At 68.1% G+C, this 25,738-nt stretch carries 28 protein-coding genes and 1 other RNA gene; 14 read left to right on the top strand and 15 right to left on the bottom strand.

What is annotated here, in order from left to right:
- The first annotated feature begins 135 nt into the window (after positions 1–135).
- The 3 genes from aspS to LHP98_RS08545 are packed head-to-tail and all read left to right on the top strand — an operon-like array spanning position 136 to position 3,164.
- Entirely contained in the window at positions 136–1,914 is a 1,779-nt protein-coding gene (gene aspS, locus LHP98_RS08555) for an aspartate--tRNA ligase (protein ID WP_227252527.1), read from the top strand.
- A complete protein-coding gene (locus LHP98_RS08550; protein ID WP_227252115.1) occupies positions 1,914–2,387 on the top strand; it encodes a DUF1993 family protein in 474 nt (157 codons plus the stop codon). The genes aspS and LHP98_RS08550 overlap by 1 nt, the downstream gene beginning before the upstream one ends.
- Before the next feature lie 60 nt (positions 2,388–2,447).
- Entirely contained in the window at positions 2,448–3,164 is a 717-nt protein-coding gene (locus tag LHP98_RS08545) for a GNAT family N-acetyltransferase (RefSeq protein ID WP_227252114.1), read from the top strand.
- Between the two features lie 12 nt (positions 3,165–3,176).
- Here LHP98_RS08545 and LHP98_RS08540 read toward each other — a convergent pair whose 3' ends face one another.
- The 8 genes from LHP98_RS08540 to LHP98_RS08505 form a co-directional block, all read right to left on the bottom strand.
- Positions 3,177–4,472 carry an aspartate aminotransferase family protein gene (locus LHP98_RS08540; protein ID WP_227252113.1) on the bottom strand — a complete coding sequence of 432 codons (1,296 nt, stop codon included), beginning with the start codon at positions 4,470–4,472 and terminating at the stop codon, positions 3,177–3,179.
- A 104-nt stretch (positions 4,473–4,576) separates the two neighbouring features.
- The gene (locus LHP98_RS08535) at positions 4,577–5,731 is read right to left on the bottom strand and encodes a primosomal protein N' (replication factor Y) - superfamily II helicase (RefSeq protein WP_227252112.1); all 1,155 of its coding nucleotides are present in this window, start codon (positions 5,729–5,731) and stop codon (positions 4,577–4,579) included.
- A gap of 3 nt (positions 5,732–5,734) precedes the next feature.
- Positions 5,735–6,829 carry an SPFH domain-containing protein gene (locus LHP98_RS08530; RefSeq protein ID WP_227252111.1) on the bottom strand — a complete coding sequence of 365 codons (1,095 nt, stop codon included), beginning with the start codon at positions 6,827–6,829 and terminating at the stop codon, positions 5,735–5,737.
- Between the two features lie 30 nt (positions 6,830–6,859).
- Complete coding sequence (locus tag LHP98_RS08525) at positions 6,860–7,828, bottom strand: DUF2927 domain-containing protein (RefSeq protein ID WP_227252110.1); 969 nt, start codon at positions 7,826–7,828, stop codon at positions 6,860–6,862.
- A gap of 158 nt (positions 7,829–7,986) precedes the next feature.
- A complete protein-coding gene (locus LHP98_RS08520; protein WP_227252109.1) occupies positions 7,987–8,937 on the bottom strand; it encodes a hypothetical protein in 951 nt (316 codons plus the stop codon).
- 302 nt (positions 8,938–9,239) lie between these two features.
- A complete protein-coding gene (locus LHP98_RS08515) occupies positions 9,240–10,436 on the bottom strand; it encodes a toxic anion resistance protein (RefSeq protein ID WP_227252108.1) in 1,197 nt (398 codons plus the stop codon).
- Between the two features lie 23 nt (positions 10,437–10,459).
- The gene (locus LHP98_RS08510) at positions 10,460–11,332 is read right to left on the bottom strand and encodes a 5-bromo-4-chloroindolyl phosphate hydrolysis family protein (RefSeq protein ID WP_227252107.1); all 873 of its coding nucleotides are present in this window, start codon (positions 11,330–11,332) and stop codon (positions 10,460–10,462) included.
- A 181-nt stretch (positions 11,333–11,513) separates the two neighbouring features.
- Complete coding sequence (locus tag LHP98_RS08505; protein WP_227252106.1) at positions 11,514–12,827, bottom strand: pseudouridine synthase; 1,314 nt, start codon at positions 12,825–12,827, stop codon at positions 11,514–11,516.
- A gap of 76 nt (positions 12,828–12,903) precedes the next feature.
- Between LHP98_RS08505 and LHP98_RS08500 the strand changes: the two genes are divergently transcribed.
- On the top strand, positions 12,904–13,380 hold the full coding sequence (locus LHP98_RS08500; RefSeq protein WP_227252105.1) for a nucleoside deaminase: 477 nt from the start codon (positions 12,904–12,906) through the stop codon (positions 13,378–13,380).
- On the opposite strand, the gene LHP98_RS08495 is transcribed toward LHP98_RS08500, so the two are convergent.
- Both LHP98_RS08495 and LHP98_RS08490 read right to left on the bottom strand, forming a co-directional pair.
- Complete coding sequence (locus LHP98_RS08495; RefSeq protein WP_227252104.1) at positions 13,371–13,832, bottom strand: CBS domain-containing protein; 462 nt, start codon at positions 13,830–13,832, stop codon at positions 13,371–13,373. The two genes, LHP98_RS08500 and LHP98_RS08495, sit on opposite strands and share 10 nt — an antisense overlap.
- Before the next feature lie 112 nt (positions 13,833–13,944).
- Positions 13,945–14,652: a metal-dependent hydrolase gene (locus LHP98_RS08490; protein WP_227252103.1), complete on the bottom strand. Its 708-nt coding sequence runs from the start codon at positions 14,650–14,652 to the stop codon at positions 13,945–13,947.
- Between the two features lie 157 nt (positions 14,653–14,809).
- On the opposite strand from LHP98_RS08490, the gene gatC reads away from it, so the two are divergent.
- The 7 genes from gatC to LHP98_RS08455 all read left to right on the top strand — a co-directional run bounded on the left by gatC (position 14,810) and on the right by LHP98_RS08455 (position 19,708).
- Positions 14,810–15,097, top strand: coding sequence for an Asp-tRNA(Asn)/Glu-tRNA(Gln) amidotransferase subunit GatC (gene gatC / locus LHP98_RS08485; RefSeq protein WP_227252102.1), 288 nt, complete (start codon positions 14,810–14,812; stop codon positions 15,095–15,097).
- On the top strand, positions 15,094–16,596 hold the full coding sequence (gatA, locus tag LHP98_RS08480; RefSeq protein WP_227252101.1) for an Asp-tRNA(Asn)/Glu-tRNA(Gln) amidotransferase subunit GatA: 1,503 nt from the start codon (positions 15,094–15,096) through the stop codon (positions 16,594–16,596). The genes gatC and gatA overlap by 4 nt, the downstream gene beginning before the upstream one ends.
- 61 nt (positions 16,597–16,657) lie before the next feature.
- On the top strand, positions 16,658–17,386 hold the full coding sequence (locus LHP98_RS08475; RefSeq protein WP_227252100.1) for a hypothetical protein: 729 nt from the start codon (positions 16,658–16,660) through the stop codon (positions 17,384–17,386).
- The gene (locus LHP98_RS08470; RefSeq protein WP_227252099.1) at positions 17,386–18,069 is read left to right on the top strand and encodes an N-acetylmuramoyl-L-alanine amidase; all 684 of its coding nucleotides are present in this window, start codon (positions 17,386–17,388) and stop codon (positions 18,067–18,069) included. Before LHP98_RS08475 ends, LHP98_RS08470 begins: the two co-directional genes overlap by 1 nt.
- Positions 18,070–18,080: 11 nt before the next feature.
- Positions 18,081–18,475: RNase P RNA component class A (rnpB, locus tag LHP98_RS08465), an RNA gene on the top strand.
- Between the two features lie 302 nt (positions 18,476–18,777).
- Positions 18,778–18,945: a 50S ribosomal protein L33 gene (gene rpmG, locus LHP98_RS08460; protein ID WP_227252098.1), complete on the top strand. Its 168-nt coding sequence runs from the start codon at positions 18,778–18,780 to the stop codon at positions 18,943–18,945.
- A 70-nt stretch (positions 18,946–19,015) separates the two neighbouring features.
- Positions 19,016–19,708, top strand: a complete 693-nt coding sequence (locus tag LHP98_RS08455; protein WP_227252097.1) for a VIT family protein — start codon at positions 19,016–19,018, stop codon at positions 19,706–19,708.
- A 64-nt stretch (positions 19,709–19,772) separates the two neighbouring features.
- Here the strand turns inward: LHP98_RS08455 and LHP98_RS08450 are convergent, their stop codons facing one another.
- Together LHP98_RS08450 and LHP98_RS08445 are read right to left on the bottom strand one after the other, a co-directional pair.
- The gene (locus LHP98_RS08450) at positions 19,773–20,507 is read right to left on the bottom strand and encodes a Bax inhibitor-1 family protein (RefSeq protein WP_227252096.1); all 735 of its coding nucleotides are present in this window, start codon (positions 20,505–20,507) and stop codon (positions 19,773–19,775) included.
- Between the two features lie 154 nt (positions 20,508–20,661).
- Positions 20,662–20,886, bottom strand: a complete 225-nt coding sequence (locus LHP98_RS08445; protein ID WP_227252095.1) for a DUF1127 domain-containing protein — start codon at positions 20,884–20,886, stop codon at positions 20,662–20,664.
- Positions 20,887–21,010: 124 nt separating this feature from the next.
- On the opposite strand from LHP98_RS08445, the gene LHP98_RS08440 reads away from it, so the two are divergent.
- Entirely contained in the window at positions 21,011–21,862 is an 852-nt protein-coding gene (locus LHP98_RS08440) for a LysR family transcriptional regulator (protein ID WP_227252094.1), read from the top strand.
- On the opposite strand, the gene LHP98_RS08435 is transcribed toward LHP98_RS08440, so the two are convergent.
- Positions 21,850–22,824, bottom strand: a complete 975-nt coding sequence (locus LHP98_RS08435; protein ID WP_227252093.1) for an NADPH:quinone oxidoreductase family protein — start codon at positions 22,822–22,824, stop codon at positions 21,850–21,852. The genes LHP98_RS08440 and LHP98_RS08435 overlap by 13 nt on opposite strands.
- Positions 22,825–23,159: 335 nt before the next feature.
- Here LHP98_RS08435 and LHP98_RS08430 point away from each other — a divergent pair, with 335 nt between their 5' ends.
- Entirely contained in the window at positions 23,160–23,519 is a 360-nt protein-coding gene (locus LHP98_RS08430; RefSeq protein WP_227252092.1) for a helix-turn-helix domain-containing protein, read from the top strand.
- A gap of 66 nt (positions 23,520–23,585) precedes the next feature.
- The gene (gene hisN / locus LHP98_RS08425; RefSeq protein WP_227252091.1) at positions 23,586–24,389 is read left to right on the top strand and encodes a histidinol-phosphatase; all 804 of its coding nucleotides are present in this window, start codon (positions 23,586–23,588) and stop codon (positions 24,387–24,389) included.
- 348 nt (positions 24,390–24,737) lie between these two features.
- Here the strand turns inward: hisN and LHP98_RS08420 are convergent, their stop codons facing one another.
- Both LHP98_RS08420 and LHP98_RS08415 read right to left on the bottom strand, forming a co-directional pair.
- Positions 24,738–25,133, bottom strand: coding sequence for a hypothetical protein (locus LHP98_RS08420; RefSeq protein WP_227252090.1), 396 nt, complete (start codon positions 25,131–25,133; stop codon positions 24,738–24,740).
- Between the two features lie 409 nt (positions 25,134–25,542).
- The coding region (locus LHP98_RS08415) for an integrase core domain-containing protein (RefSeq protein WP_227252089.1) at positions 25,543–25,738 on the bottom strand (196 nt) is incomplete at its 5' end.

Genomic DNA, 25,738 nt, shown 5'->3' with positions numbered 1-25,738 from the left:
TGCTTCGCCCCCCGGACCCCCAGAGGGTATTTTGGCCAAGATGAAGCCGGGGCGGGGGGCGGCGGGGTTGACTTGGGGGGCCGGGCGCGGTGTATCGGCGCGATGGAATTTCTGCCCTTGGAAAGGGGAACGATGATGCATGCCTATCGCAGCCACACCTGTGCGGGCCTGAGCAAGGCCGATGTCGGCCAGACCGTCCGGCTGGCGGGCTGGGTGCACCGGGTGCGCGACCATGGTGGCGTCTTGTTCATCGACCTGCGCGACCACTACGGCATCACCCAGGTGTTGTGCGATGGCGACAGTGCCGCCTTTGCGGCGCTGGAGAAGGTGCGGGCGGAGTGGGTGGTGCGCATCGACGGCCGGGTGAAGGCGCGCGATGCCGCACTGGTGAACCCCAAGATCCCGACCGGCGAGATCGAGGTCTATGTCACCGGGGTCGAGGTGCTGGGCGCCTCGGACGAGCTGCCGCTGCCGGTCTTCGGCGACACCGAATACCCCGAGGAAACCCGGCTGACCTATCGCTTTCTGGACCTGCGCCGCGACAGCATGCACGCCAACATGATGCTGCGGTCGAACGTCGTGCGCTGGCTGCGGCAGGCGATGTGGGACAAGGGCTTCACCGAGTTCCAGACGCCGATCATCACGGCCTCGAGCCCCGAGGGGGCGCGCGACTTCCTAGTGCCGAGCCGGTTGCATCCGGGCAAGTTCTATGCCCTGCCGCAGGCGCCGCAGCAGTTCAAGCAGCTGATCATGGTGGCGGGGTTCGACCGCTATTTCCAGATCGCACCGTGTTTCCGCGACGAGGACCCGCGGGCGGACCGTTCCCCCACCGACTTCTACCAGCTGGATGTGGAGATGAGTTTCGTCACCCAGGACGACGTCTTTGCCGCCGTGCAGCCGGTGTTGCAGGGGCTGTTCGAGCATTTCGCGGGCGGCCGGAAGGTGCATGCTGACTGGCCGCGGATTGCCTACAAGGATTCGCTGTTGTGGTATGGCAACGACAAGCCGGACCTGCGCAACCCGATCCGGATGAGCGACGTCAGCGAGCATTTCCGCGGCTCGGGCTTTGCCATCTTCGCCAGCCTGCTGGAAAACGAGGGCACCGAGGTGCGGGCCATTCCGGCGCCGGGGGGCGGCAGCCGCAAGTTCGCCGACCGGATGAACGCCTTTGCCCAGAAGGAAGGCCTGCCGGGGATGGGGTACATCTTCTGGCGCAAGGCCGAGGATGGAACGACCGAGGCCGCCGGCCCCATCGCCAAGGCCATCGGGCCGGAGCGGACCGAGGCGATCCGGGGGGAACTGGGCCTGAAGGAAGGCGATGCCGTGTTCTTCCTGGCGGGAAAGGCCGAGGCGTTCCAGCCGGTGGCGGCGAAGGCGCGCAACGAGATCGGGCGGGAGTTGGGGTTGACCGAGACCGACAGTTTCCGCTTTGCCTGGATCGTCGATTTCCCGATGTACGAGAAGGACGACGAGGGCAAGATCGACTTTTCGCACAACCCGTTCTCGATGCCGCAGGGTGGGATGGACGCCCTGAACGGCAACCCGCTGGACGTGCTGGGCTATCAGTATGATCTGGCCTGCAACGGCTATGAGGTGATTTCGGGCGCGATCCGCAACCACAAGCCGGAGATCATGTTCAAGGCCTTCGAGCTGGCAGGCTATCCGGCCGGCGAGGTGGAAAAGCGCTTCGGCGGCATGGTCAAGGCGTTCAAGTATGGCGCGCCGCCGCACGGGGGCTGTGCTGCCGGCATCGACCGGCTGGTGATGCTGCTGGCCGATACCACCAACATCCGCGAGGTCATCATGTTCCCGATGAACCAGCGCGCCGAAGACCTGCTGATGGGCGCGCCTTCCGAGCCGTTGAACGAGCAGTTGCGCGAATTGCGGCTGCGGGTGGTTCCGAAGGAAAGCTGATGTATCAGGCCTCGGTCCCCGTCTTTCGCCACTATCTGTCGCGCATCGCGGACATGGTGGCAGTGGCGGGGCCCGACGCGCTGGATGCGCGGCTGGCCGATGCCTTTCCCGCCCGGCGGCAGTTCGGCGTGGCAGCGGGGTATGCGCTGCGGATCGCCTGCCCGCTGGCCGGGCGCGAGGTGCCCGACCTGCCGCAGGCGCTGGGGCCAAGGCTGGCGGTGGCGCGGGCGCTCTTGGGCGCCATGAAGCCGGCCGAGTTCGAAGGCGCGGAAGAGCGGATCATCCGCCACCGCGCCGGCTTTGCCGAGATCGAGCAGACCGGGGCCGAGTTCCTGTTCCTCTACGGATTGCCGAACTTCTTCTTCCACATCACCATGGGCTATGCTGCCCTGCGCGCCGTGGGCGTGCCGCTGGGCAAGGCGGATTTCGACGGTTTTCACAGCTATCCGGCCGACTTCCGGTTCGAGGACTGATCTTGTGGCGCGCAAGGGCGCGGCGTAGCCTTGGCGCGAAGGACAGGCAGGGGGCTGAGGTTGGACGAGGCAAGACTTGGCGCGCCGGTGCCCGACTGGACGCCACCGCCGCGACCGGGGCACGAGCCGCTGGAAGGCCGGGTGGTGCGGCTGGAACCGCTGTCGGCTGATATCCATGCCGCCGACCTGCACCGGGCCTTCAACGGGCATGACCGGCTGTGGGACTACATGCCCTACGGGCCGTTCGTCTCCTCTGGCGCCTATCACCGCTGGGCCAAGGAGCGCGAGGCGGGTGATGATCCGCGGTTCTGGGTGCTGCGCGACCGGGCCACGGGGCATTGCGGCGGTATCGCCAGCTATCTGCGGATCGCCCCCGAGGCCGGGTCGATCGAGGTGGGGCACATCTGCATTGCGCCCGAGATGCAGCGCGGGGTGGCGGCGACCGAGGCGATGTGGCTGATGATGGGCTGGGCCTTCGGCGCCGGATACCGCCGCTATGAATGGAAGTGCAACGCGCTGAACCTGGCCTCGCGGCGGGCGGCGCAACGGCTGGGCTTCAGCTTCGAAGGCGTGTTCCGGCAGCACCTGGTGGTCAAGGGGCGCAACCGCGACACGGCCTGGTTCTCGGTGATCGACAGCGAATGGCCGGCCTTGACCGAGGCCTTCGCGGCCTGGCTGGCACCGGCCAATTTCGACGCCAGGGGCCGCCAGCGCGAACGCCTGTCCGACCTGACGCGGCTGGTCCGTGCGGGTGGCGATCCCGAGCTGGAGACCTGAGGCGCGGCGCGGTCAGAAGCCCTTGAAACTGGCCTCCAGCGCCGCCTCGATCCGCGGCAGGTCGTCCTGAGACAGGCACATCGGCGGCACCATCCGCAGGATGTTGCGGTTTGCACCGGATTTCGACACCACAAGGCCCGCCTCGCGGGTGCGCTCGAAGACCTGCGCGGTGATCTCGGTCGCCGGGGTTTTCGTGCGCCGATCCGTCACCAGCTCGATCGCCTGCATCAGCCCGCGGCCGCGCACATCTCCCACCACCTCGTGGCGCTGGTGCAGCCGGTCGAGGATGGCGCGCAGGCCGGCGCCGACGCGGGCGGCGTTCGCCTGCAACCCGTCTTCCTGAATCACCTGCAACACCGCCCGGCCGGCGGCGCAGGACATCGGGCTGGCGCCGTAGGTGTTGAAGAAGAACTTGCCGGCAAGGGATTCGGCCACGTGCCGCTGCGCCACCACGGCGGCCAGGGGAAAGCCGTTGCCGATGCCCTTGGCCATGACGACGATTTCCGGCACCACGTCATGCGCCTGGAAGCCCCAGAAATGGCTGCCGGTGCGGCCGAAGCCCGACTGCACCTCATCGGCGATCAGCACCCCGCCGCGGGCGCGGACCTTCTCGGCGGCGGCCTTCAGGTAGCCCGGCGGCACCTCGACGATGCCGCCGTAACCCTGGATCGCCTCGAAGATGAAGCCGGCCAGACGGCCGTTGGTGGAATGGGCGATGGTGCGGTCGATCTCGTCCAGATAGGCGCCGGTGTCGTCGCCGAAGATGCCGCGGTAGGGGTCGGGGTTGGCGATGTGGTGGATGCCGCCCAACAGCGGCATGTCGTGGCGAAAGCCGGAAATCCCGGTCAGCGACTGCGCCCCGATGGTGGCGCCGTGATAGGCGTTGCGGAAGGCCAGCATGTCGATGTTGCGGGTGTGGGCCTGGGCCATGACCAGGGCCAGGTCCACGGCCTCGGTCCCCGAGACGGTGAAATGCACCACCCAGTCATGCCCTGCGGGCATCCTGGCCACCAGCTCTTCGGCGAAATGCGCGGGCACGGGGTGGTAGAACATCGTCGTGCAATGCTGCATTTCGTCGATCTGCGCTTTCACCGCCGCATTCACCCGGGGGTGCGCATGGCCGACCGAGATGCAGACATTCATGCCCAGAAGGTCGGTGTATTTCCGGCCTGTCTCGTCCCACAGATACTGCATCTCGCCGCGTTGAAAGATCAGCGGCGACCGGTAGGGCATGAAGGCGCGCTGCGAGGCGGCGTAGAAGGCGTCGCGCCGGTCGATGATGGCGTCGGTTTCCCAGTCGGTCTGCATGGCATTCCCTTGGTTCGTTGCGGGCGCGCGGGTGGCGCCAGGCAGCCGATTTCCGACTTCGGAAATCGTGCACGGAATTCGACTTCGAATTCCGCTTCCCGGCGTCAGTTCATCCAGTCCGGCCGTGGCAGGCCCAGGTTGGCGGGGTCGTTCAGGTAGACCGCGCCAAGGGCCAGCAGCGCCACCAGCAGCACAGCGAAGGCGATCTTCCAGGCCGACCAGGGCCGTTCGCCCTGCACCTCGCCGGTCTGGCCGTTGACCAGAAAGCGGAAGCTCTTGCCGTTGTACTTGTAGGCCGCCATCCAGACCGGCAGCAGGATGTGCTTGAAGGTCTCGTCCGAGAACCGCGTGTCGACCGAGTGCACCCGCTGTTCGTCGCCGCCGATGTCGCGGCGGACGTCGCGCTCGATCACCGTGGCCATCTGTGCCTTCGCGGCGGCATCGGCCTCGGTCAGCGCGACGGTGTAGCCCTCGGCGGTGAAACCGGCCAGGAAATCCGGGTCATAGGGCACCAGCGCCGACAGGTCCCAGGGCGTCAGCTCGTTGCCCAGTCGGGCCGGCAGGCTGGCCGAGCCCATCACCAGCACATCGTCGAAGTCGCGCGCGACATGGCCCGAGGCGGCATACCAGCGGGTCTTGCGCACCTGGCGCGGTTGCATCTGGCTGCGGCCGTTCACGGTGACGCGAACCATCTCGGTCTCGTAGTAATGCTCGCCGCGCTGGCCGCTGTAGTCCGACTGCGTGGCCGCGTCGAAGGTCCAGAACGGCACATAGATGCCGTCCATCGCGCGGCCCTTGCGGGCATATTCCAGCAGCGTCGACGGCGCGAACCAGCGGTTGCCAAGCCAGGTGATCAGCGCCGCGCGGGCCTGGGCCTGGGTCAGCGCGAAGGGCACCAGCGCCTGCGGCTTGACCAGCCGGTGGGAACCGCTGTCCAGCGCCACGGGCGAGGCGCAGAACGGGCACTGGGTGGCATGGGTCGCGGCGCGGAATTCGATCTGCGCGCCGCAGGAGGTGCAGGTGGTGGTGCGCACGTCCTGCATCGCCGAGACCGGCAGGTCGTCGCGCAGGCCGGCGGCGAGGTCATGTTCGTGCAGCGCGCGGGCGCGGCGGCGGTCGCCGGCCTGCGGGATGGTCTGGACATGGCCGCAATGGTCGCAGACCAGCTCGGTCTGGCCGGGCGCAAAGCGTAGCTGCGCGCCGCACTGGGCGCAGGGCCAGCGGTGTTCGGTCCCGGTCGCGGGCGGGGGCAGGGGCATGGCTCAGGGGGCAGGCGGCGGCGGGGGAACCTCGGAGAGCAGGCGCCGCAGCTCGGTCAGCTGGGCGGCCTTCCAGCCGTCCTGCCCGGCCGTCCAGACCAGCGAGGCGGGCGTCAGCGTGCCTTTGGCGGCCAGCGCTGCAAGGTCGGCCTCGGCATAAGGCCCCCTGGTTTCGCCATCGACGGCCAGGTGCCAGGTGCGTCCGGTCGAGGGCGGCGGTGGCGGTGGCGGCGCGGTCTGGCCGGCAGGCGCCGCCCCCCAGGGGCCGATCGCCTGACCCAGCCCCAGGCCCATGCCGGCGGCCATCCCGGCGCCGACCACGCCGCCCAGGCCGCCCGGCTGGGCCATGCCTTCGGCGGCGTTGAACTGCATGTATTTCGTCAGGTCGCCGACCACGCCGATCGAGCTGCGCTTGTCCAGCGCCTTTTCCACCTCTTCCGGCAGGCTGATGTTCTCGATGTAGAATTCCGGAATGGTCAGACCATAGTCGGCGACCTTGGGGCCGATCTGGTCGGCGATGATGCGACCCAGCTGTTCCAGGTTCGCCGCCATGTCCAGGACCGGGATCTTCGAACTGGCCAGCACCTGGCTGGTGGCCTGGACAATGATGTTGCGGATCTGGAAGCTGATCTCGTCGGCGGTGAACTCGCCATCGGTGCCGACGATCTCGGTCATGAACTTGCCCGGATCGCCGACGCGCATCGCATAGGTGCCAAAGGCCCGCAGGCGGATCGGGCCGAACTCCGGGTCGCGCGCCATGATCGGGTTCTTGGTGCCCCACTTCTGGTCGTTGAAGCGGGTGGTCGAGACGAAATAGACCTCGGACTTGAACGGGCTGGAAAAGCCGTGGTCCCAGTGCTGCAGCGTGGTCAGGATCGGCAGGTTGTTGGTTTCCAGCATGTAAAGGCCGGGGCCGAAGACATCGGCCAGCTGGCCTTCGTGGATGAACACCGCCGACTGGCCTTCGCGCACCGTCAGCTTGGCGCCGTACTTGATGGCCTGGCCGCGCCGGTCGAACCGCCACACCATGGTGTCGCGGGTGTCATCCAGCCAGGAGATGACGTCGATGAATTCGCCCTTGAGGAAATCGAAGACCATGGTGCACTCCTTTCCCGCCGTGTTGCGGGATCATGAATCCCCGCCGATCAGGCGGTTGGCAAGCGACAAGACGATGGGCCGCGCCTCGGTCAGCTTCATGCCGGGGCGCAGGGCGGGGTCGTAGAGCATCTTCAGCATCAGCTCGTCCTGCCGCGTCAGCAGGGCGAATTCCTCGTCGTCGTTGAAGATCGAAGGCCGCGCGGCGGGGCTGTCGTTGGCCAGGCCAAGACCCTGGGCGATTTCCTCGTGAAAGCAGGATTGCCGCAAGAGGTCGGGGTGTTCGGCCCGCACCACCGCCACGGCGCGGCTGTAGGCGCCGGTGTTGCCCTCGGACAGGGCATAGACCAAGCAGTAGGTGGTGCGCGGCATATGCGTCACATCGGCGATGTCGCGGGCCGAAAGGCCGGGCATGTCGGCCTGCAGGCTGGGCCCCAGCGCCTCGCGTTCGTCTTCCGACACGATGTGCAGGATGAAGTTGGCGCCGCCGTCCACCAGGGCGATGGGGTGACCCGTCGTCCGCGACAGTCGGGCCAGATACGAGCCGATGCGGGCGCGGTCCGCGGCGCGGCGATCGGACGGGACCGAGGCGCCGAAGCGCAGGCCCACGCGCACCGGAATCTCCCACCGCCGCAGGATGGAACTGGCCTCTTCGCGCACAAAACCACCGCCCAGGCGGGAATACTCGTCGTAAAGCCCGATCCGCAGGAAGTTCTCGGCCAGCATCCGGTCGGTGAAGGGCGTGTCCGGCCCGCCGCCATCGGTGCGCAGAAGGCCCTGCGACAGAAGCGAGGCCTGCACCTTGGCGAAATACGCCCGCGCGGCCGCACTTTTCGCGGTTTCCGGCTGCGGGGCGGCTGGCCCCGGCACCGGCCCTGGCGCCGGGCCGGGCGGCGGCGGGACAAGCGAGACGCAGGCCGACAGGGCCAGTGCAGCGGCCAGAACGGCGGCCAGCGGGCGCGCCGTCAGCGGAAAGCTCCGGGCCGGAATGCGCCCGCGCATCAGACGGCACCGCCGCGCCAGGCGTGCAGGAGACAGAGGTAGGGCTGCATGCTGGCGTCCGGTCCTGTGGTTCGTTCGATGCCACTCTAGCGGGCCGAGGCGGGCGGCGCCAGTGCGCCGCCCGCCCCGACCTGTCAGACGAGCCGCCGATCCGGCCGTCAGGCGAAATCGTCGCCCCAGGCGCTGACCCAGGCAGACAGCTCGGTCGTCGCTTCGGTGATGGTCACCAGATAGTCCGGGTCGTGCATGGCCTCCTTGTAGGCGGCGCCGTCCAGCCCGCCCGCAATCCCGAAGGCATCGAACACGCCGTCCATCAGGTCCTGTGGCGCCGGGGTGCCGAAGTCGAACTCGAACCCGTCGAGCCCGGCCAGTTTCATCAGTTCGGCCGTGGCGCTTTCGAACATCCCGGTGTCGCCCGATTTCGCCGCGCCGGTGACGGTACCGACCAGGTCGGTGACCTTGCCCATGTTGTCCGACAGCCGGCCAAGCAGATCGGTGATCTCGACCGAGGTGGGATCAACACCCTGCACGCCGGCCTTGCCAAGAAGGCTGGCCATCATCTCGGCGGGCGATTGCAGCGTGTCGGTCATGGTGTCGGGGTCTCTGTAGTCGTTCTGCCAGATGGTCAGGCCCGTTTCGGGGTCCTTCTCGCCCTCGGGCTTGGGCTTTTCGACGTCGGGCTTCTTGTCGTCGAAGGCCCCGCCCAGATAGGCGGCGGCCACGGCGACCGCGGCGATGATCACGATTGCGCCGACGACGACCGGGGCGCAGGCATTTCCCTCGGGTCCGCCATTGGTGAAGGCGGGCTGGTCGTCGCCCTTCATCAGGTCGATCAGCGGGTGGCTGCCCTCGGGCTCGGCCAGAAGCTTGATCGGGGCGTCGCGGTCGGCAGGCGGCGGCTGGTCGAAGTCGAACGCGTCGACGAGTGTGCCGTTGCCCCAGTTCGTCAGCCAGTCGGACGAGTTCGACAGGGTGCCTTCGGAAGCCGGCTGGTTGGTGCCCGGCGCGCCGTAGCCGCCGCCGGTGGCCTTGAAGATCGCGGCTGCGACGTCAATCCCGGACAGGTCGATGCCGCCGATGCCTGCAGGACGGGTGGTGGTGTCGGTCATGGTCGTTGCTCCCAAATCTCTAGACGCCCCGGCCAGGCGCAGGCCCGCCGGCGGTTGGTTTACCTTGGTTTTCGGGGTCTTGGCTGCGGCCGCTTCCGGCCGGTCGTGCTATGGGAGATGTATAATCCCGACAGGGCCGGGTGGTCGAATGACAAGTTCCGTCATCTGGTCCGACCGCATCCGATACCCCGCCCGGACGCCACAGGCCGGGACAGTGCAATCCGCACCGCGCGGCGCAACGATCACGTCAGCGCGCACCCTGTCCGGCCGGCACAAAGACCCGCCCGGACCGGACGGCGATCTCAGGCGAAGGGAGCGGCGGTGTCCGAAGCCGCGGGCGACGGGATCGTCCGCGCCCTTGCCGCTGCCAGGGTTTCGCGCAAGTCGGCCTCCATCTTCACCAGTTCCGTTTCGGCCGTCTTGCGCCGCGCCTTGCCTTCGTCGGCGATGCGCAGGCTGTCCTCGATGGTGGCGATCAGCGTGTCGTTCGCCCGCTTCACCGTCTCGATGTCGAACACGCCACGTTCCATTTCCTCGCGCACCACGCGGTTGCCCTCGTTCAGGTTCCGGGCGTTGGCTTCCAAGAGGTCGTTGGTCAGGTCGCTGGCGTCGCGCACCGCCTCGGCCGCCTCGCGTGAGCGCTGGATGGTCACCGCCTGCGCCAGCTGGGTTTCCCACAAGGGCACGGTGTTGACCAGCGTCGAGTTGATCCGGGTGACCAGGCTCTTGTCGTTTTCCTGCACCAGCCGGATCGAGGGCAGGCTTTGCATCGTCACCTGCCGGGTCAGCCGCAGGTCATGCACCCGGCGTTCCAGATCGTCGCGCGCCGCGCGCAGGTCGCGCAGTTCCTGGGCGCGGATCACCTTGTCGGCCTCGGCGGCCGCGGTCATCGCCGCCTCTCTGGCCGGAATGTCTCTGGCGTCCGCCTCGGCCAGCTTGGCCTCGCCCGCCGCGATGTAAAGCGCCAGTTCGTCGTAAAAGGCCAGCGTCTTGCCATACAGCAGGTCCAGCGACTTGATGTCCTTGAGAAGCTTGGTCTCGTGGCTGAGCAGTTCCTCGGTGATGCGGTCGATCTGGGCCTGCACTTCTTCATACCGGGCGACGAATTCGGCCAGCGGCGCGGCCTGGCCGGTCAGCCATTCCCACCAGCTTTGCTTGCGGTTGACGTCCAGTTCGTCGCCGGAAAAGCCGCGGATGGTGCTGACGATCTGGCGCAGGGATTCGCCGGCGGGGCCGACGTCCTTGTTCTTCACGTCCTGCAGCATGGCCTGGCTGATCACCTGCAACTCGGCCTGTGCGGACGAGCCGAAGGCGATGACCGACTGGGTGTTCGACAGGTCCAGCTCGTCCATCCGCTTGCGGATCGCGGCGGCCTTGTCGGGGGCGGCCTGCGGCAGGGCCACCACCTCGGACATCGGCTCGGGCAGAAGTACGGCGGAAACCTTGTCCACCTCGGCCAGCAGGGCCTCGGCTTCGGAGCGGGTGGTATCGGTGGCCATGGGTGTCCTCCTGCGGGGGGGTGTCAGCGCGTTTCGAACTTGAGCCGATCGCGTAACACGCCGATTTCGATATCCAGATCGGTGCGGCCGTTTTCCAGCAGCGCCTGCGAGCGGTCGGCGAAGGTGGTTTCCAGGTCGGTGAGCAGCGCCTCCCAGTCGGCGCGGGCCTTTGCGTCGCGGGACTGTGCCCAGAGGTCGGCGAACTTGGCGGTCGCATCGCGGGCGCCGGCCAGATAGACCGACAGATACTTGCGCGCCGCGGTCAGGTCGCGCGGGTCGGATTCCACCCGGCGGAACAGCGCCCGGGCCTGGGCGGCGAAGCGGTCCACCCGGGCCTCCAGCCCGCGGTCGCCCGCCCGCAGTATGGCGCTCTTCATCTCGGCCAGGCGCTTTTCGGCCTCCTCCACGGCGCGGGCGACGCGGTCGGTCTGGAACGGATCGACGCCCTCCATGCCCTTGTCGGCCATCGGGTCCAAGCCGAAGGCGCCCAGGTGCAGGGCGGCGCCCAGCAGGGCGTAGAACGCGGGGTAGATCGACAGCCCATGCGCGATGACGCCGCCGGTGAACAGGGCAGCACCGGTGGCCGCGGCACCCAGCAGAAGGCGCGGGATCGCCGGGCGGCGGGCGACCTTGCGCGCCTCCCAGGCGGCCCGGGCGCGCAAGCCTTCGCGCGACAGCCAGGCCGAAAGGACCAGCAGGCCGCCGGCGACCAGGCCCAGCAGCATGGCCGAGGGCGCATCGCCGAAAGCCGGGAACAGGAAGGCAAAGGCGGTCAGGAACAGCACCGTCGTCCGCCAGCTTCCGGGCGGCTTGCCGGCGGCCGGGATCGGCGCGGGCGGCGTGCCGTCGGGGCGGTTGCCTTGTGGCGAATGGCGGCCGCCATAGCGCTGGGCCATCACATGCCCCCAGAGCCGGCGACGTACAGCACCAGCATCACCAACAGCACAAGCGAGAGGTTGCGAAGGCCGGAGGGCGACATCTTTTCCTTCCGAACACGGCGGTTGCGCCCGATCCTAGCCCAAGGTGGGGGGCCTTGCCAGCGGCGGCAGGGGGAAATCGGCAGGAATGTTCCCCGGATCAGCCTTTGCCGCGCGGTCGGCCCTTCGGTCCGGCCGGCCCCGCGCCGGTCCGCCCGCCGTCTCGCGCCGGCCGCACCGTTGCCGGTTTGCCGGGGGCCGGCCGTTCGGTCGCCCGGCCTGCCCCCGCCTTCGCCGCCGCCTTTGCCCCCGCCTTTGCCGCCGGCCGAGGCGCCTGTCCTGCGCCCTTCGGACCCCGTCCCGCGCCCGCCGGCCGGTCGCCGGCGCCCGCTGCGGATTTGGCCGCCGCAGATCTGCCCGCGCCGGACTTGCCCGCACCGGACTTGCCCGTCACGCCGGCCGCGGCCTTGCCTGGCGTGCGTGGCGCCGGCGCCGCCGCGGACGGCCCCCGGCCGCCGCGTGTCGGACGGGACGGGGTGTCCTCCCCGGTCGCCTCGGCACGCAGGCGCGGGCCGGGGCGCGGCGTGGTGGCCGCTTTCCAGGCCTTCGAAAGGGCCTTGATGCCGTCGCCGGGATTGCGCGGCCGCGGCGCCGGGGCGTCCTTTGCCGCCGCGGCGGGCCGGCGGGCGCGGGGTTTCGGCGCGTCTTCCCCGGCCTCGGCGGGAGATTCGCCCAGCTGGTCGCGCAGCACCCGGGGGCGGACCTCTTCCACCTGGCCGGGCTGCAGCTCGTTCAGGCGGAACGGGCCATAGCTGATGCGGATCAGCCGGTTGACATACAGGTCGATGGCCGACATGGCGCGGCGGATCTCGCGGTTCTTGCCCTCGCGCAGGCCCACGGTCAGCCAGGCGTTGGCGCCCTGCACCCGGTCCAGCGTGACCTGCATCGGCTGGAAGCGTTCGCCTTCCACGGTGATGCCCCGGCGCAGCGGGTCCAGTTGCGCCTCGGTGGGGGTGCCGTTGACCCGCACGCGATACTTGCGCAGCCAGCCGGTCGAGGGCAGTTCCAGCTTGCGCTTGAGTTCGCCATCGTTGGTCAAGAGCAGCAGGCCCTCGGAGTTGAGGTCAAGCCGGCCGACCGACATGACGCGGGGCATGTCTTCCGGCAGGTGGTCGAAGACGGTGTCGCGGCCCTTTTCATCCGAGGCCGAGGTCACCAGACCCTCGGGTTTGTAGTACAGCCAGAGGCGGGGCGGTTCTTCTGCGGGCAGCGGGTGGCCCGAGATGGTGATGCGGTCCCGAGGTGTGACGTTCAGCGCCGGGCTGTCGATGACGCGGCCGTTGACGGTGACCTCGCCCAGGGCGATCAGCCGCTCGGCCTCGCGCCGCGAGGCGACGCCGCGGCGCGACAGCACCTTGGCGATCCGCTCGCCCGGGGGGCTGGGGGTTGCGGGTGGCTTTTCATTCGGCGCCATGGCGGTCATCCTTGGCGCGGGGTGGCCAGCCCCGGGGGCTGTCTGCCCCCGGACCCCCGAGGATATTTGAGGACAGATGAAAGGGCAATCAGTGGGCCGGTTCCGGTCGTTCATGGAGATCGCGCTGGACGAGGCGCGGGCGGCGGGCGCGCGCGGCGAGGTGCCGGTGGGCGCCGTGGTCGTCTCGCCCGAGGGGGCGGTGGTGGCGCAGGCGGGGAACCGCACGCGCGAGCTGTGCGACCCCACCGCCCATGCCGAGGTGCTGGCCTTGCGGGCGGCCTGCGCGGCGGCGGGGTCCGAGCGGCTGCCGTTGCATGACCTGTACGTCACGCTGGAGCCCTGTCCGATGTGCGCGGCGGCGTTGTCTTTCGCGCGGATCGGGCGGGTGTACTACGGCGCCAGCGATCCGAAGTCGGGCGGCGTTGCGCATGGCGCGCGGGTGTTTTCGCACCCGCAATGCCACCATGTACCCGAGGTCTACGACGGGATCGGCGGGACAGAGGCCGAAGCGCTGCTCAAGGCCTTCTTCGCAGGGCGGCGCAATCAGGGCTGAGCGGATTTCATCTCGCGGAAGCGCTCGACCATCATGCGGTATTCGGTCGGGATGTCGCGGATCGACAGCAGGCCGATGCAGGCGCCGCTGTCGTCCAGCACCGGTAGGTGGCGGAAATGACCGGCCTCCATATGGGCGATGGCCTGCGCGAGGCCGTCGTCGGCCTGCACGGTGACCGGGTCGGCCGTCATCGCCTGGGCGACGGTAGTGGTGTCGGGCGACAGGTCCTGGCCGATGCATTTGCGGATGATGTCGCGTTCCGACAACAGGCCCGCCACACGGGCGCCGTCCAGCACCACCAGCGCGCCGACGTCGTGCCGGTCCAGCCGGTGCGCGGCCTCGCGGATGCTGTCGCCGGGGGCGACGGTGGGGGCGGGGCGGTTGGCGACGATGTCGTGGATCGAGCGGATGAACATGGCGATACGGGTCCGGGCAAGGGCGTCGGCGACCATGCCGCGCCGTACCGGGGAAAGGAAGGGAAAACGCAACGGCCGGGAGACGATTTCCGAAGTCGGAAATCGTGGACGGAATTCGACTTCGAATTCCGGTTCCTCTGGAAAGGCGTCAGCCCTTCGGGAAGGCGACGGGCACCAGCACCTGTGGTTCGATCAGTTCAATCCCCGGTGGCAGGCCGGCCCGCAGCGCCTCGGCGTCCTGCGCCAGGATCGGAAAGGTGCGGTAGTGGCAGGGGATCACGGTGCGGAAGTTGAAGTACTTGCGTGCCGCCCAGGCCGCGCGTTCCATGTCCATGGTGTAATGCCCGCCGCAGGACAGGATGCCGATGTCGGGGGCGTGCAACTCGCCCATCCAGGCCATGTCGGCCATGATGTCGGTATCGCCCGTGACATAGATCACGTGCCCCTCGCCGGCGATCATGAACCCCGCGGCCGAGCCGCCGGGGATCAGGCCCTTGCCCGCAAAGTCGATCGAGGCCGAGTGGGTGGCGTTGACCATGGTCACCTTGGCGCCGCCCAGGGTCAGCGTGCCGCCCTTGCCGAAGCCGATGGTTTCCACCCCGCCTTGCGCGTTCAGCCATTCCGAGATTTCGTGGATGCAGGCGATCGGGGCGCCGACTTCCTGCGCGATGGCGCGCGCCTCGCCGGCATGGTCGCCGTGGGCGTGGGTCAGCAGGATGTGGGTCGCGCCGGTCAGCGCCTCGGCCCGGCCGTTGGCGGGAAACATCGGGTTGCCGGTCAGCCAGGGGTCGATCAGCAGGACGGCGTCCTCGATCTGGATGCGAAAGCCGGAATGGCCGAGCCAGGTGATCTGCATGTCGCTTCTCCTTGTGCCGGTCTGATCAGCCTTGCAGCCTAGAGCGATTGCCGCGCTGCGGCAACCTTTCCGCGGCCGGGCCAGCGGTGCGGCGCCTCGTGCTTGCAGGGGCGGGCGGGGGCCGCTAAACGGGGCGAAACCCTGCGGAGACATCGAAATGTCGATCGACATCGATACGGCGCGGAAAGTGGCGCATCTGGCGCGCATCCGGGTCGAGGAAGCGGCTCTGCCGGCCCTGGCCGAGCAGCTGTCGGGCATCCTGACCTTCATGGAGCAACTGAACGAGGTGGACGTGACCGGCATAGAGCCGATGGTCAGCGTCACGCCGATGCGGCTGGCGCGGCGGGCGGATGTGGTGACGGACGGCAACATCCAGCCGCAGGTGCTGAAGAACGCGCCGCAAGCGCGCGAGGGGTTCTTTGCGGTGCCGAAGGTGGTGGAATGAGCTTTTCCGACAAGACTGGCGCGAACAGCCTGACCATCGCCGGCGCCCGCGACGCGCTGCGCAAACGCGAGATCTCGGCGGTCGATCTGACCATGGCCTGCCTGACCGCGATGGATGCGGGCGACGGGCTGAATGCCTTTGTCTTCAAGACCCCCGAGATCGCGCTGGAGCAGGCCCGCGCCGCCGATGCGCGGCTGGCGGCCGGCGAGGCGCCCTCGCTTTGCGGCATCCCCCTGGGCATCAAGGATCTGTTCTGCACCAGGGGCGTGCCGTCGCAGGCCGCGTCGAACATCCTGCGCGGCTTCCGGCCCGAGTATGAATCGACGGTGACGACGAAGCTGTTCGGTGATGGCGCGGTGATGCTGGGCAAGCTGAACATGGACGAATTCGCCATGGGCAGCAGCAACGAGACCTCTTGCTATGGCAACGTGGTGAACCCCTGGCGGCGGCAGGGCTCGAACGTCTCGCTGACCCCCGGCGGGTCGTCCGGCGGCTCGGCCGCCGCGGTGGCGGCGGACCTGTGCCTGGGCGCAACCGGCACCGACACCGGCGGCTCGATCCGCCAGCCGGCGGCCTTTGCCGGCATCACCGGCATCAAGCCGACCTATGGAAGGGTCAGCCGCTGGGGCATCGTCGCCTTCGCCTCGTCGCTGGATCAGGCCGGGCCGATGACCAAATCGGTGCGCGACGCGGCGATCTTCCTGGCAGCCATGGCGGGGCACGACCCGAAGGATTCCACCAGTGCCGACCTGCCGGTGCCGGATTTCGAGGCGGCCCTGACTGGTGACATCCGGGGCAAGGTCATCGGCATTCCCAAGGAATACCGGATGGACGGCATGCCGGCCGAGATCGAGGCGCTGTGGCAGAGCGGCATCGCGATGATGCGCGACGCCGGTGCCACGATCCGCGACATCAGCCTGCCGCACACCAAATACGCCCTGCCGGCCTATTATGTGATCGCGCCGGCCGAGGCCTCGTCCAACCTCGCCCGCTACGATGGCGTCAAATACGGCCACCGCGCCAAACTGGCGCAGAGCGACGGCATCACCGAGATGTATGAGAAGACCCGGGCCGAGGGCTTCGGGCCGGAAGTGCAGCGCCGGGTGATGATCGGCACCTATGTGCTGAGCGCGGGCTTCTACGACGCCTACTACAACCGCGCCCGCAAGGTGCGCGCCCTGATCAAGCGCGATTTCGAGACCGTCTTCGCCGATGGGGTGGATGCGATCCTGACCCCCGCCACGCCCTCGGCCGCCTTCGGCCTGGGCGAGATGGCATCGGCCGACCCGGTCGAGATGTATCTCAACGACGTCTTCACGGTGACGGTGAACCTAGCCGGCCTGCCGGGCATCGCGGTGCCGGTGGGGCTGGACGGCCAGGGCCTGCCCCTGGGCCTGCAGCTGATCGGCCGCCCCTGGGACGAGGGCAACCTGCTCAATCACGCCCATGTGCTGGAGCGCGCGGCGGGATTTGTGGCCAAGCCGGAAAAATGGTGGTAAGCGCGCCCAAAATGGCGTTCGGAACCGTGGGTTCCCTGCGCAAAGACCGCATGAGGCAGCAATGATCCGCCGTTCCGCCCCAGTCGTCCCAGTCGCCCCAGTCGCCCTGGTCGCCCTTGTCGCCCTGCTTGGCCTGGCCGCCTGCACCCCGTCGGTGCCCGATTCCGGCGGCGTCGGTTTTCAGGACTACAACAGCTACATCCGCAACACCTATACGCCGCCGCCCGGGGCCACCGCGGCGCCCGCCCCAGGCTTCGACGCGGCTTCTGCCTCGGCGGCCATCGACCGCGCCGAGGGCAAGTCGACGGCCGCCCCGGTTGCAGCTCCGACCTCTACCGACAAGCCGCGCGGCGGTGCGCCAGCCGGGATCAAGGAGGAATCGGGCGAGATGATCCATGCCGCCCCCGGCATCTCGGATGAGAACGACTTCCAGGCGGTGGCATCGCGCGAGACCATCGAAAGCGACAAGGCCCGCATCGAACAGAACCGCGCGCAATACGTGGTGGTGCAGCCGAAGGACCTGCCGCAGCGGCCCGGCGACACCGGTCCGAACATCGTGGAATATGCGCTGGCCACGACGCACAACCCGGGCACCCAGATGCACGAACGCTTTTCCATCGTGAAGAAGGACCCGCTGGCGGCCTGTGCGAAATACGCCTCGCCCGACCAGGCACAGCAGGAGTTTCTTGCCAGGGGCGGCCCCGACAAGGACAAGCTGGGCCTTGATCCCGACGGCGACGGCTTTGCCTGCTCGTGGGACCCGCGCCCGTTCCGCACCGCATTGCAGTGATGCCGGGGCCGGCAGGCTTGCCCTCGCCGAACCACGGCGAACGGCGGGCGGGCCTCAGACCATCGCTGGTCGTGCTGCACTATACCGCCATGCCCTCGGCCGCCGAGGCGCGGGCGCGGCTTTGCGACCCGACGGCCGAGGTCTCGGCGCATTGGCTGATCGACCGCGACGGCCGGGCCGAGCAACTGGTCGACGAGGCCCGTCGGGCCTGGCATGCCGGCGCGGGGGATTGGGCCGGGGCGGGGGATGTGAATTCCCGGTCCATCGGCGTCGAGTTGCAGAACACCGGCGCCGAACCCTTTGCCGAGCCGCAGATGGCGGCGCTGGAACGGCTGCTGTCGGGCATCCGGGACCGGTGGCGCATTGTCCCGCAGGGGGTGATCGGCCATTCCGACCTGGCGCCGGACCGCAAGGCCGACCCCGGTCCGCGTTTCGACTGGCGCCGTCTGGCCCTGGCCGGCCTTGCGGTCTGGCCCAAGGCGACCGCCCCCGGCGACCCGGCCCGCTTTGCCGCCGATGCCCGATGCTTCGGCTACCCCGATGCCGCGCCGGACCGCCTGCTTGCCGCCTTCCGCCTGCGGTTCCGCCCCTGGGCGCGCGGCCCGCTTGACGCCACCGATGCCGCGCTGGCCGCCGACCTGGCCGCGCGCTTCCCGGTTGACGGGCCGTCCGCATCCGCCTAAGTCCTCCTCGCGCGGATGGCTGGATGACCGCGGGCGGCAACGTCCGAGGAAAGTCCGGACTCCATGAAGCAAGGGCGCCGGGTAACCCCCGGCGGGGGCAACCCCAGGGAAAGCGCCACAGAGAACGAGACCGCCCCGGGTCCGCCCGGGGCAAGGGTGAAACGGTGGGGTAAAAGCCCACCGCGGGACGGGCAACCGGACCGGCATGGCAAGCCCCGCCCGGAGCAATGCCGAATAGGGGCCTCGCGCGGGGCTGGTCGGGAAACCGATACCGCCGCAGGGACGCTTCAGCCCGAGAGGCCCGGGTTGGCAGCTTGACCGCCGCGGCAACGCGGTCGGCAGAGGAATGGTCATCCATGGCGGGCAACCGCCGGGACAGAATCCGGCTTACAGGCCATCCGCGCGCTTTGCCATAGCGTCGAAAGGGGGCGCTGCCCCCTCACCCCCGGGGTATTTTGGCCAAGATGAAGACCATGCAGCTTCATCTTGGCCAAAATACCCTCTGGGGGTGCGGGGGGCGAAGCGCCCCCGCCGTCCGAGGCGGTTGGCCGCAGGCCAGAGCCGAGACAAGAGGCCTGCGCCGAAGGCGCGCGATTTCGCTGCGGCCGCTGGTGTTTCGCTGTTGACTCCGCTTGTGCCGCGCGTAAAAGGCGGGCTTCAAGGATTTCGCGGGGAAGCACCGGTTTTCCCGGCACAGGAGACACGACGATGGCGAAGCCGACGACGATCAAGATCCGTCTGAACTCGACGGCGGGCACCGGGCACTTCTACGTGACCAAGAAGAACGCCCGCACCATGACCGAGAAGATGGTCGTGAAGAAGTACGATCCCGTGAAGCGGGAGCATGTGGATTACAAGGAAGGCAAGATCAAGTAAGCGCACGCTGCTTGACGATTCCGGCCGGACCGCGCCTCTTGGGCGCGGTTTTCGTTTGCGGAGTCGGGCCATGGAACGCAGTCACTATGAACGCCATTTCGTCTCGCGGGTGGGCTGGCTGCGCGCGGCCGTTCTGGGGGCGAACGACGGCATCGTCTCGACGGCCTCGCTGATTGTCGGGGTTGCCGCCGCCTCGGGCCGGGCCGAGGTGATGATCGCCGGCGCGGCCGGGCTGGCGGCGGGCGCGCTGAGCATGGCGGCGGGGGAATATGTCTCGGTCTCAAGCCAGGCCGATACCGAAGCCGCCGATCTGGCGCGCGAGCAGCAGGAAATCGACGCCGACCCGGCCGAGGAGCTGCGGGCGCTGGCGGCGATCTACCAGGGCCGCGGGCTGACGCCCGACCTGGCCCGGCAGGTGGCCGAGGCGCTGCACGAAAAGGATGCCCTCGCCGCCCACAAGCGTGATGAGCTGGGGATGTCGGAGCACACCGAGGCGCAGCCGCTGGTGGCCGCAGGGGCCTCGGCGCTGACCTTTGCGGTGGGCGCAGCGCTGCCGCTGGCCACCGCTGCGCTGGTGCCCGAGGCGTCGATCCCGCTTTGGGTGACGGTGCTGTCGCTGATCTTTCTGGCCGTGCTTGGCGCGGTGGGGGCCAGGGCGGGCGGCGCGCCGGTGGTGCGGGGGGTGGCGCGCGTCACCTTCTGGGGGGCGGTTGCCATGGCCGTCACCTGGGCCGTGGGGTATTTCTTCGGCGCGGTGGTCTAGGCCGCTGCAACGAAGAAGGGCCGGGGTTTCCCCCGGCCCTTGGTCTTGGCACCTTGCCTGAGCCTTATTCGCGGTTGCCCAGGAACTGCAGCAGGAACATGAACAGGTTCAGGAAGTCCATGTACAGGTTTAGCGCGCCCATGATGGCCGACTTGCCCAGCCATTCCTGGTCCATCGCCTGCGCGTGCTGGATGTAGTCGGTCTTGATCCGCTGCGTGTCATAGGCGGTCAGGCCGGCGAAGATCAGCACGCCGATCACCGAGATCGCGAACGACAGGCCCATCGAGCCCAGCCACAGGTTCACCAGCGAGGCGACGATCAGGCCGACCAGGCCCATCATCAGGAAGGTGCCCATGCCGCTGAGGTCACGCTTGGTGACATAGCCCCAAAGCGACAGCGAGGCGAAGGCGATCGACGTCACCAGGAAGGTCTGCGCGATCGAGGCGCCGGTAAAGACCTGAAAGATCCAGGCCAGCGACAGGCCCATCACGGCCGCGAAGGCATAGAAGAACAGCTGCGCCGCCGCATAGGACAGCCGGTTGATCATCGCACCGAAGGCGAAGACCATCGCCAGCGGCGCGAACATCACCACCCAGCCCAGGATCGTCATGCCGCCGGCCGGGTTGCGCAGGATCGACAGCAGCGCGTCCGAGGTGCCGACCGCCCAGGCAACGCCACCCGTCACCAGCATTGCCACAGACATCAGCCCGTAGACCTTGTTCATGTGGGCGCGAAGCCCTTCGTCGATCTGGGCGCGGGTGCCGACACCCACCGTCCGGATCGTTTCATATTGAGCCATTGAAGCCTCCGATGTTGTCCCTTAGGGCAACGCCGGGGGAACCGGCGCGACCTCATGGGACGAATATCGGGAAGGCCGCGGCCGATTTCAAGAATTTCCGGCCGAAAAATCCGTCCGTGCCGTCGCAGCGCCGATCACGCCCGATCACTGGCCATCACTGGCGCCAGTGGTCGGGGACGTCCCAGATCGGGCGGCCTGCTTCGGCGGCGGCAGCCTCGGCGCTGAGGCCGATGTCGCGCAAGAGGTGCGGATCAAGCCTGCCGAGGCGAAGACGCTCGCGGCGAAGCGCCAGGCGGTCGGACAGGTGGCGCAGCACCGCCCGCCAGGACAGGGTCGGCAAGGGACGGCGGCGTCCGAGGGCAGAGACGAACCGGGGCATGGCGTGACCTTTCATCGGTTTGCGTGATCTTGGACAAGTCACTGATCGGGATGCTTGATATATGCGCCTGTTCGATGTATTCTTGAAACGAATGATTGTGACGCGAACGTTCAGGAATCGTGATATGCCTCGCAACCTTGACCTTGCCGCCCTGCGGTCCTTTGTCACCGTCGCCGACGTCGGCGGGGTGACGCGGGCAGCGGGGTTCCTGAATCTGACCCAGTCAGCCGTCTCGATGCAGATCAAGCGTCTGGAAGACTCGCTTGGCCAGTCGCTGTTCTCGCGCGCCGCGCGCAAGCTGGCGCTTTCGGCCGAGGGCGAGCAACTGCTGTCCTACGGGCGCCGGATGCTGGCGCTGAACGACGAGGTGCTGTCGCGCTTCGGCTCGGGCGTCTATGAGGGCGAGGTGCGGCTTGGGGTGCCGCATGACGTGGTCTATCCGGCGATCCCCGGCATCCTGAAGCGGCTGGCGCAGGCCTATCCGCGGGTGCGGGTGAACCTGGTGTCGTCGTTCACCCTGCTGTTGAAAGACGGCTTCGCCCGCGGCGAGTTCGACGTGATCGTGACCACCGAGGAACGCCCCGACCCGGCGGCCGAGGTGCTGTCGTCGCGCGGGCTGGTCTGGGTGGGGGCGCCGGACGGCGCGATCTGGCTGCGCCGGCCGCTGCGGCTGGGGTTCAAGGACACCTGCATCTTCCGGCCGATCGCCACGGCGGCGCTGGATGCAGCCGACATTCCCTGGGAAATGGCCACGGGCGGCGAAAGCGAACAGGCGGTCGAGGCGACGGTGGCGGCCGACCTGGCGGTGACCGTGCGGATGGAGGGCACGCTGCCCGACGGCACCGCGCCGGTTGCGGCCGAGACGGCCCTGCCGGCGCTGGGGCGCACCTCGCTGTGCCTCTATCGCGGCGGGGCGCGGCGCGACGAGGTGATCGACACGCTGATCGCCGAGTTGCGCTGCGCCTATCGCGCCTGATCGGCAACCTGCAGCACGATCTTGCCCTGCGCCTTGCGGTCGCGGATCAGCGCCAGCCCTTCGGGCAGGGCCTCGAACGGCAGGATCTGGCCGATATGCGGGTGCAGGCGCCCGGCCTGCCAGCGGGCGATCAGGTCGGCCAGGCTGGCAGTCAGCAGGTCCGGCGCGAAGTCCAGGTAGCCGCCCCACCAGAAGCCGATGACGCTGACGTTCTTCACCAGCAGCAGGTTGAGCGGCACCTTCGGCACCTCGCCGCCGGCAAAGCCGATGGCCAGAAGCCGCCCGCCCGGTCGGGTGGCGCGCAGCGCGGCGTCAAAGCCGGGGCCGCCGACAGTATCATAGACCACGTCCACCCCGCCCAGCGCCTTGAGCGCGGCCTTGAGGTCGGGCTCGGCGCTGTCGATGACCGCGTCGGCCCCCGCGGCGCGGGCGAGAGCGGCCTTGTCCGGCCCGCGGACCTGGGCGATCACCCGCGCGCCAAGGTCGTGGCCGATCTCGACGGCGGTCAGGCCCACGCCGCCGGCAGCGCCGGTGACGAACAGCGTCTCGCCGGCGGTCAGGCGGGCGGCATGGGTCAGCGCCAGATGCGCGGTGCCATAGGCAATCTGGAAGCCGGCGGCGATGTCGAACGGCATCGCGTCGGGCAGCGCAAGCAGGCGGTCGGCGGGCACCAGGGCATAGTCGGCGAAGGCGCCCCCCGCGACATGCGCAGCCACCCGGGTGCCGGGCGGCGGACCTTGCGTCCCGGGGCCAAGCTCCTGAACGGTGCCCGCAAGTTCCAGGCCGGGGACGAAGGGGGGCGCGACCCGGGTCTGGTAGCGGCCTTCGGCCATCAGCAGATCGGCGAAGTTCAGCCCTGCCGCCGCCACCCGCACCAGCGCCTCGCCCGGGCCGGGAACCGGCCGTGTGACGGTCTCGATGCCGGCCGGCCGGTCCAGCTGTCGAATCATCCATGCCCGCATGCGGCGTCCTTCCTTGCCGTGACATTGCAAGGGTGGCGGGCGCCCGGTGGGAAGGCAAGCCGTTGCATTATGCGAATATTAGGCTTGATTTGCATTGCGAAATGGAAATCGCCCTAAAGGCGAGTGGCGGGGCAGGTTGGCATCCCTGAGTGTTAACCTCACTTGACGCCGGTTTTGTTATACGGCTGTATAATGCTACCTGTCCAAATGGACAGGTTTTCGATTCGATTGCATTTTCAACTTTCTTTTCCCGGTTTGGGAGAGTTTGGCACGGAATCTGCTTATATTCAGTCGGGGGAACCCGCGCGAGTGTTGCGCATGTACTGGAGTTAAGAATGAAGCATCCCGTCGACGCCCATGTCGGCAAGCGCATCCGGCATCGCCGCTGGATGGTGGGCATGACCCAGCAGCAACTGGCCGACAAGGTCGGTATCAAGTTCCAGCAGATCCAGAAATACGAGACCGGCATGAACCGCGTCAGCGCCTCGCGCCTGTGGGACATCGCCGACGCGCTTGGCGTGCAGATCTCGTTCTTCTTCGAAGGCCTGTCCGGTGACGAAGCCCTGCAGGGCGCGCAGGGCGATTTCATGGCCGACAAGGAAGCGCTGGAACTGGTGCGGTCGTATTATGCCATTCCCGAGGCGCAGCGCCGCCGGCTGTTCGACCTGGCCCGCGTGCTGTCGGACGCGGCTTGACTGCACCCGCCGCTTGACCTGCCTCCCGGCGACCGATAGCGCCGGGGCAGGACAACGGAGCGTCGGATGATGCGAGTAAGCGAAGATGTCGCGGCAGAATTGTTTGCCACGGCGCGTGAATTGGCGGAAGCGGCACGCGCGGCGACGCTGCTGCACTTCCGCCGATCCGGCCTTTCGGCCGAAACCAAGGAGGCGGACCGCTTCGATCCGGTGACGGTGGCCGACCGGCTGTCCGAGCAACGGATGCGGGCGATCCTGGCGCGCCGCCGTCCGCAGGATGCGATCCTGGGAGAGGAATTCGGCGCGGTTGCGGGCACCAGCGGGCTGACCTGGGTGCTGGACCCGATCGACGGCACGCGCAGCTATCTTTCGGGCACGCCGACCTGGGGCGTGCTGATCGCGGTGTCGGACGCGGCGGGGCCGATCTACGGCCTGATCGACCAGCCCTATATCGGCGAGCGCTTCGAAGGCGGCCTGGGCCGGGCCCTGGTCAGCGGGCCGATGGGGCGGGCGGCCTTGCGTTGCCGCGCGCCGCGACCGCTGGCCGAGGCGATCCTGTTCACGACCTTTCCCGAGGTGGGCACGGCCGACCAGGGCGCAGCCTTCCGGCGCGTCTCGGCCCGGGCGAGGCTGACACGCTATGGCTGCGACTGCTATGCCTATGCGCTGGTGGCGGCGGGTCAGATCGACCTGGTGATCGAGGCCGGGCTGCAGCCCTATGACGTGCAGGCCCCGATCGCGGTGATCGAGGCCGCCGGGGGTATCGTCACCGATTGGCAGGGCCGGCCCTGCCCGCAGGGCGGCCAGGTGCTGGCCTGTGCGAACCGGGCGATCCATACCGAGGCGCTGGCGCTGCTGAACGCAGGGTGATCCAGCGGCGCGGCGCGCCGCCGCGCCGCATGTCCCTGGTCTCGTCGTCGCCTTTCAGTGAGCGCGATCATAAGGTCCGAGGACGGCGCGAAAACGGCGCGGTGTTTTTCAACGGCTTGGCGCATGGGCTGATCAAAGGGTTTGACGAGACACCGCCGGAATGGCGGGTTCTCGTCGTGTGCAGACTCTGGTGTCAAGAAAATATGTAGTGAAATCAATGGAATAAAGATTTGCCGCAGCGCAGGATGGCAACCTTTCAGTTGCCGGTTGCCGGTTGCCGATGCTGTAAGGTCTGCGACCCGCTCCCTTGGAAGCTCTTCAACGCGTTCCGCGCGGCGCTGTCTCCATTCAAGAATGGTCTTCCTTTGTGGTGCCTTGCGCAACCAGTTCCCGCGCCTTTTCTCCTGCCCTCGCCCCAAGGTCGGCGGCCGATTCTTCAGGTGCGAGCTTGAGGATCGTGCTCGCATCGACCAAGCTCACGGCGCCTTCTGCACGGTGTCTGAGAAGGGTCGCCGCAAAGAGCTGAACAACATGTCTCGCCGCTCGTTTCGCGAAGAGCTCAACGCCGTCGCCTGCGGAATCAGCTCCGGAAACGAGCCAGTCCAGCGACACCTCGAGCCCCTTGGAGATTGCGCAGATTGCTTCGAAGCCGGGCAGGCTCGCCCCGCTTCTGAGCATATACTTGTCAAGCGTTACCCAAATCTGAGGCTCTTGTTGACCCAGATTTGGGGCAGGATGGAACATGGGGAGCGCATCGCCGTCTACCCAGAATGACCATAGCTGAGCGCTCATCTGGGCTGGGTTCGTCGCGCAAGGCACTGGTTTTCACGCCTGGTGCAGCAAGGATGGCGTCTGCACTCAGAACGCGCGCAAGGCTGTGATCGGAAACTGGAACGGCCCGAAGGCCGCCGCTCTTGTCTCGCGGCCGTTGGAAGCATCCCAAGGCGGCACGAAGTGATCCGAGAGGTAGCTGATATTCGAGCTCTGCCTGGTGTGCCCAGTTCTTCCTTCGGCGTTAGACGGTGGCTCGCGCGCAACTCCGTTTCCGCCTCCGAACAGCGAAACCGATTCACTTTCCATCTGTCCGTCGTCGAGAGATTTGGAGCAGTCGACCTGATTTTGGAGCAGAGGGCTCTGGCTCACCTGTTTCAGGCTATGCGGCTTGACGCTGATGGTTCAAGCGGCGGTTTTGGATGGTTTGCTGTTTGATGCGTCTCCTTTCGGCCAGGATGGTTTCACCGCGACCGAAGTAGACATCAGCCGGGGTCAGGTTGCCGATGCTCTCGTGACAGCGGTGGTTGTTATAGTGATCGATGAAGGCGGCGATGGCGGTTTCAAGTTCGCCCTTG

The sequence above is a fragment of the Rhodobacter sp. Har01 genome (genome assembly GCF_020564565.1).
In the GTDB taxonomy this organism is placed as follows: domain Bacteria; phylum Pseudomonadota; class Alphaproteobacteria; order Rhodobacterales; family Rhodobacteraceae; genus Pseudogemmobacter.
Note: the sequence above shows the minus strand (reverse complement) of the source record. Positions and strands in the feature narration are given on the sequence as shown.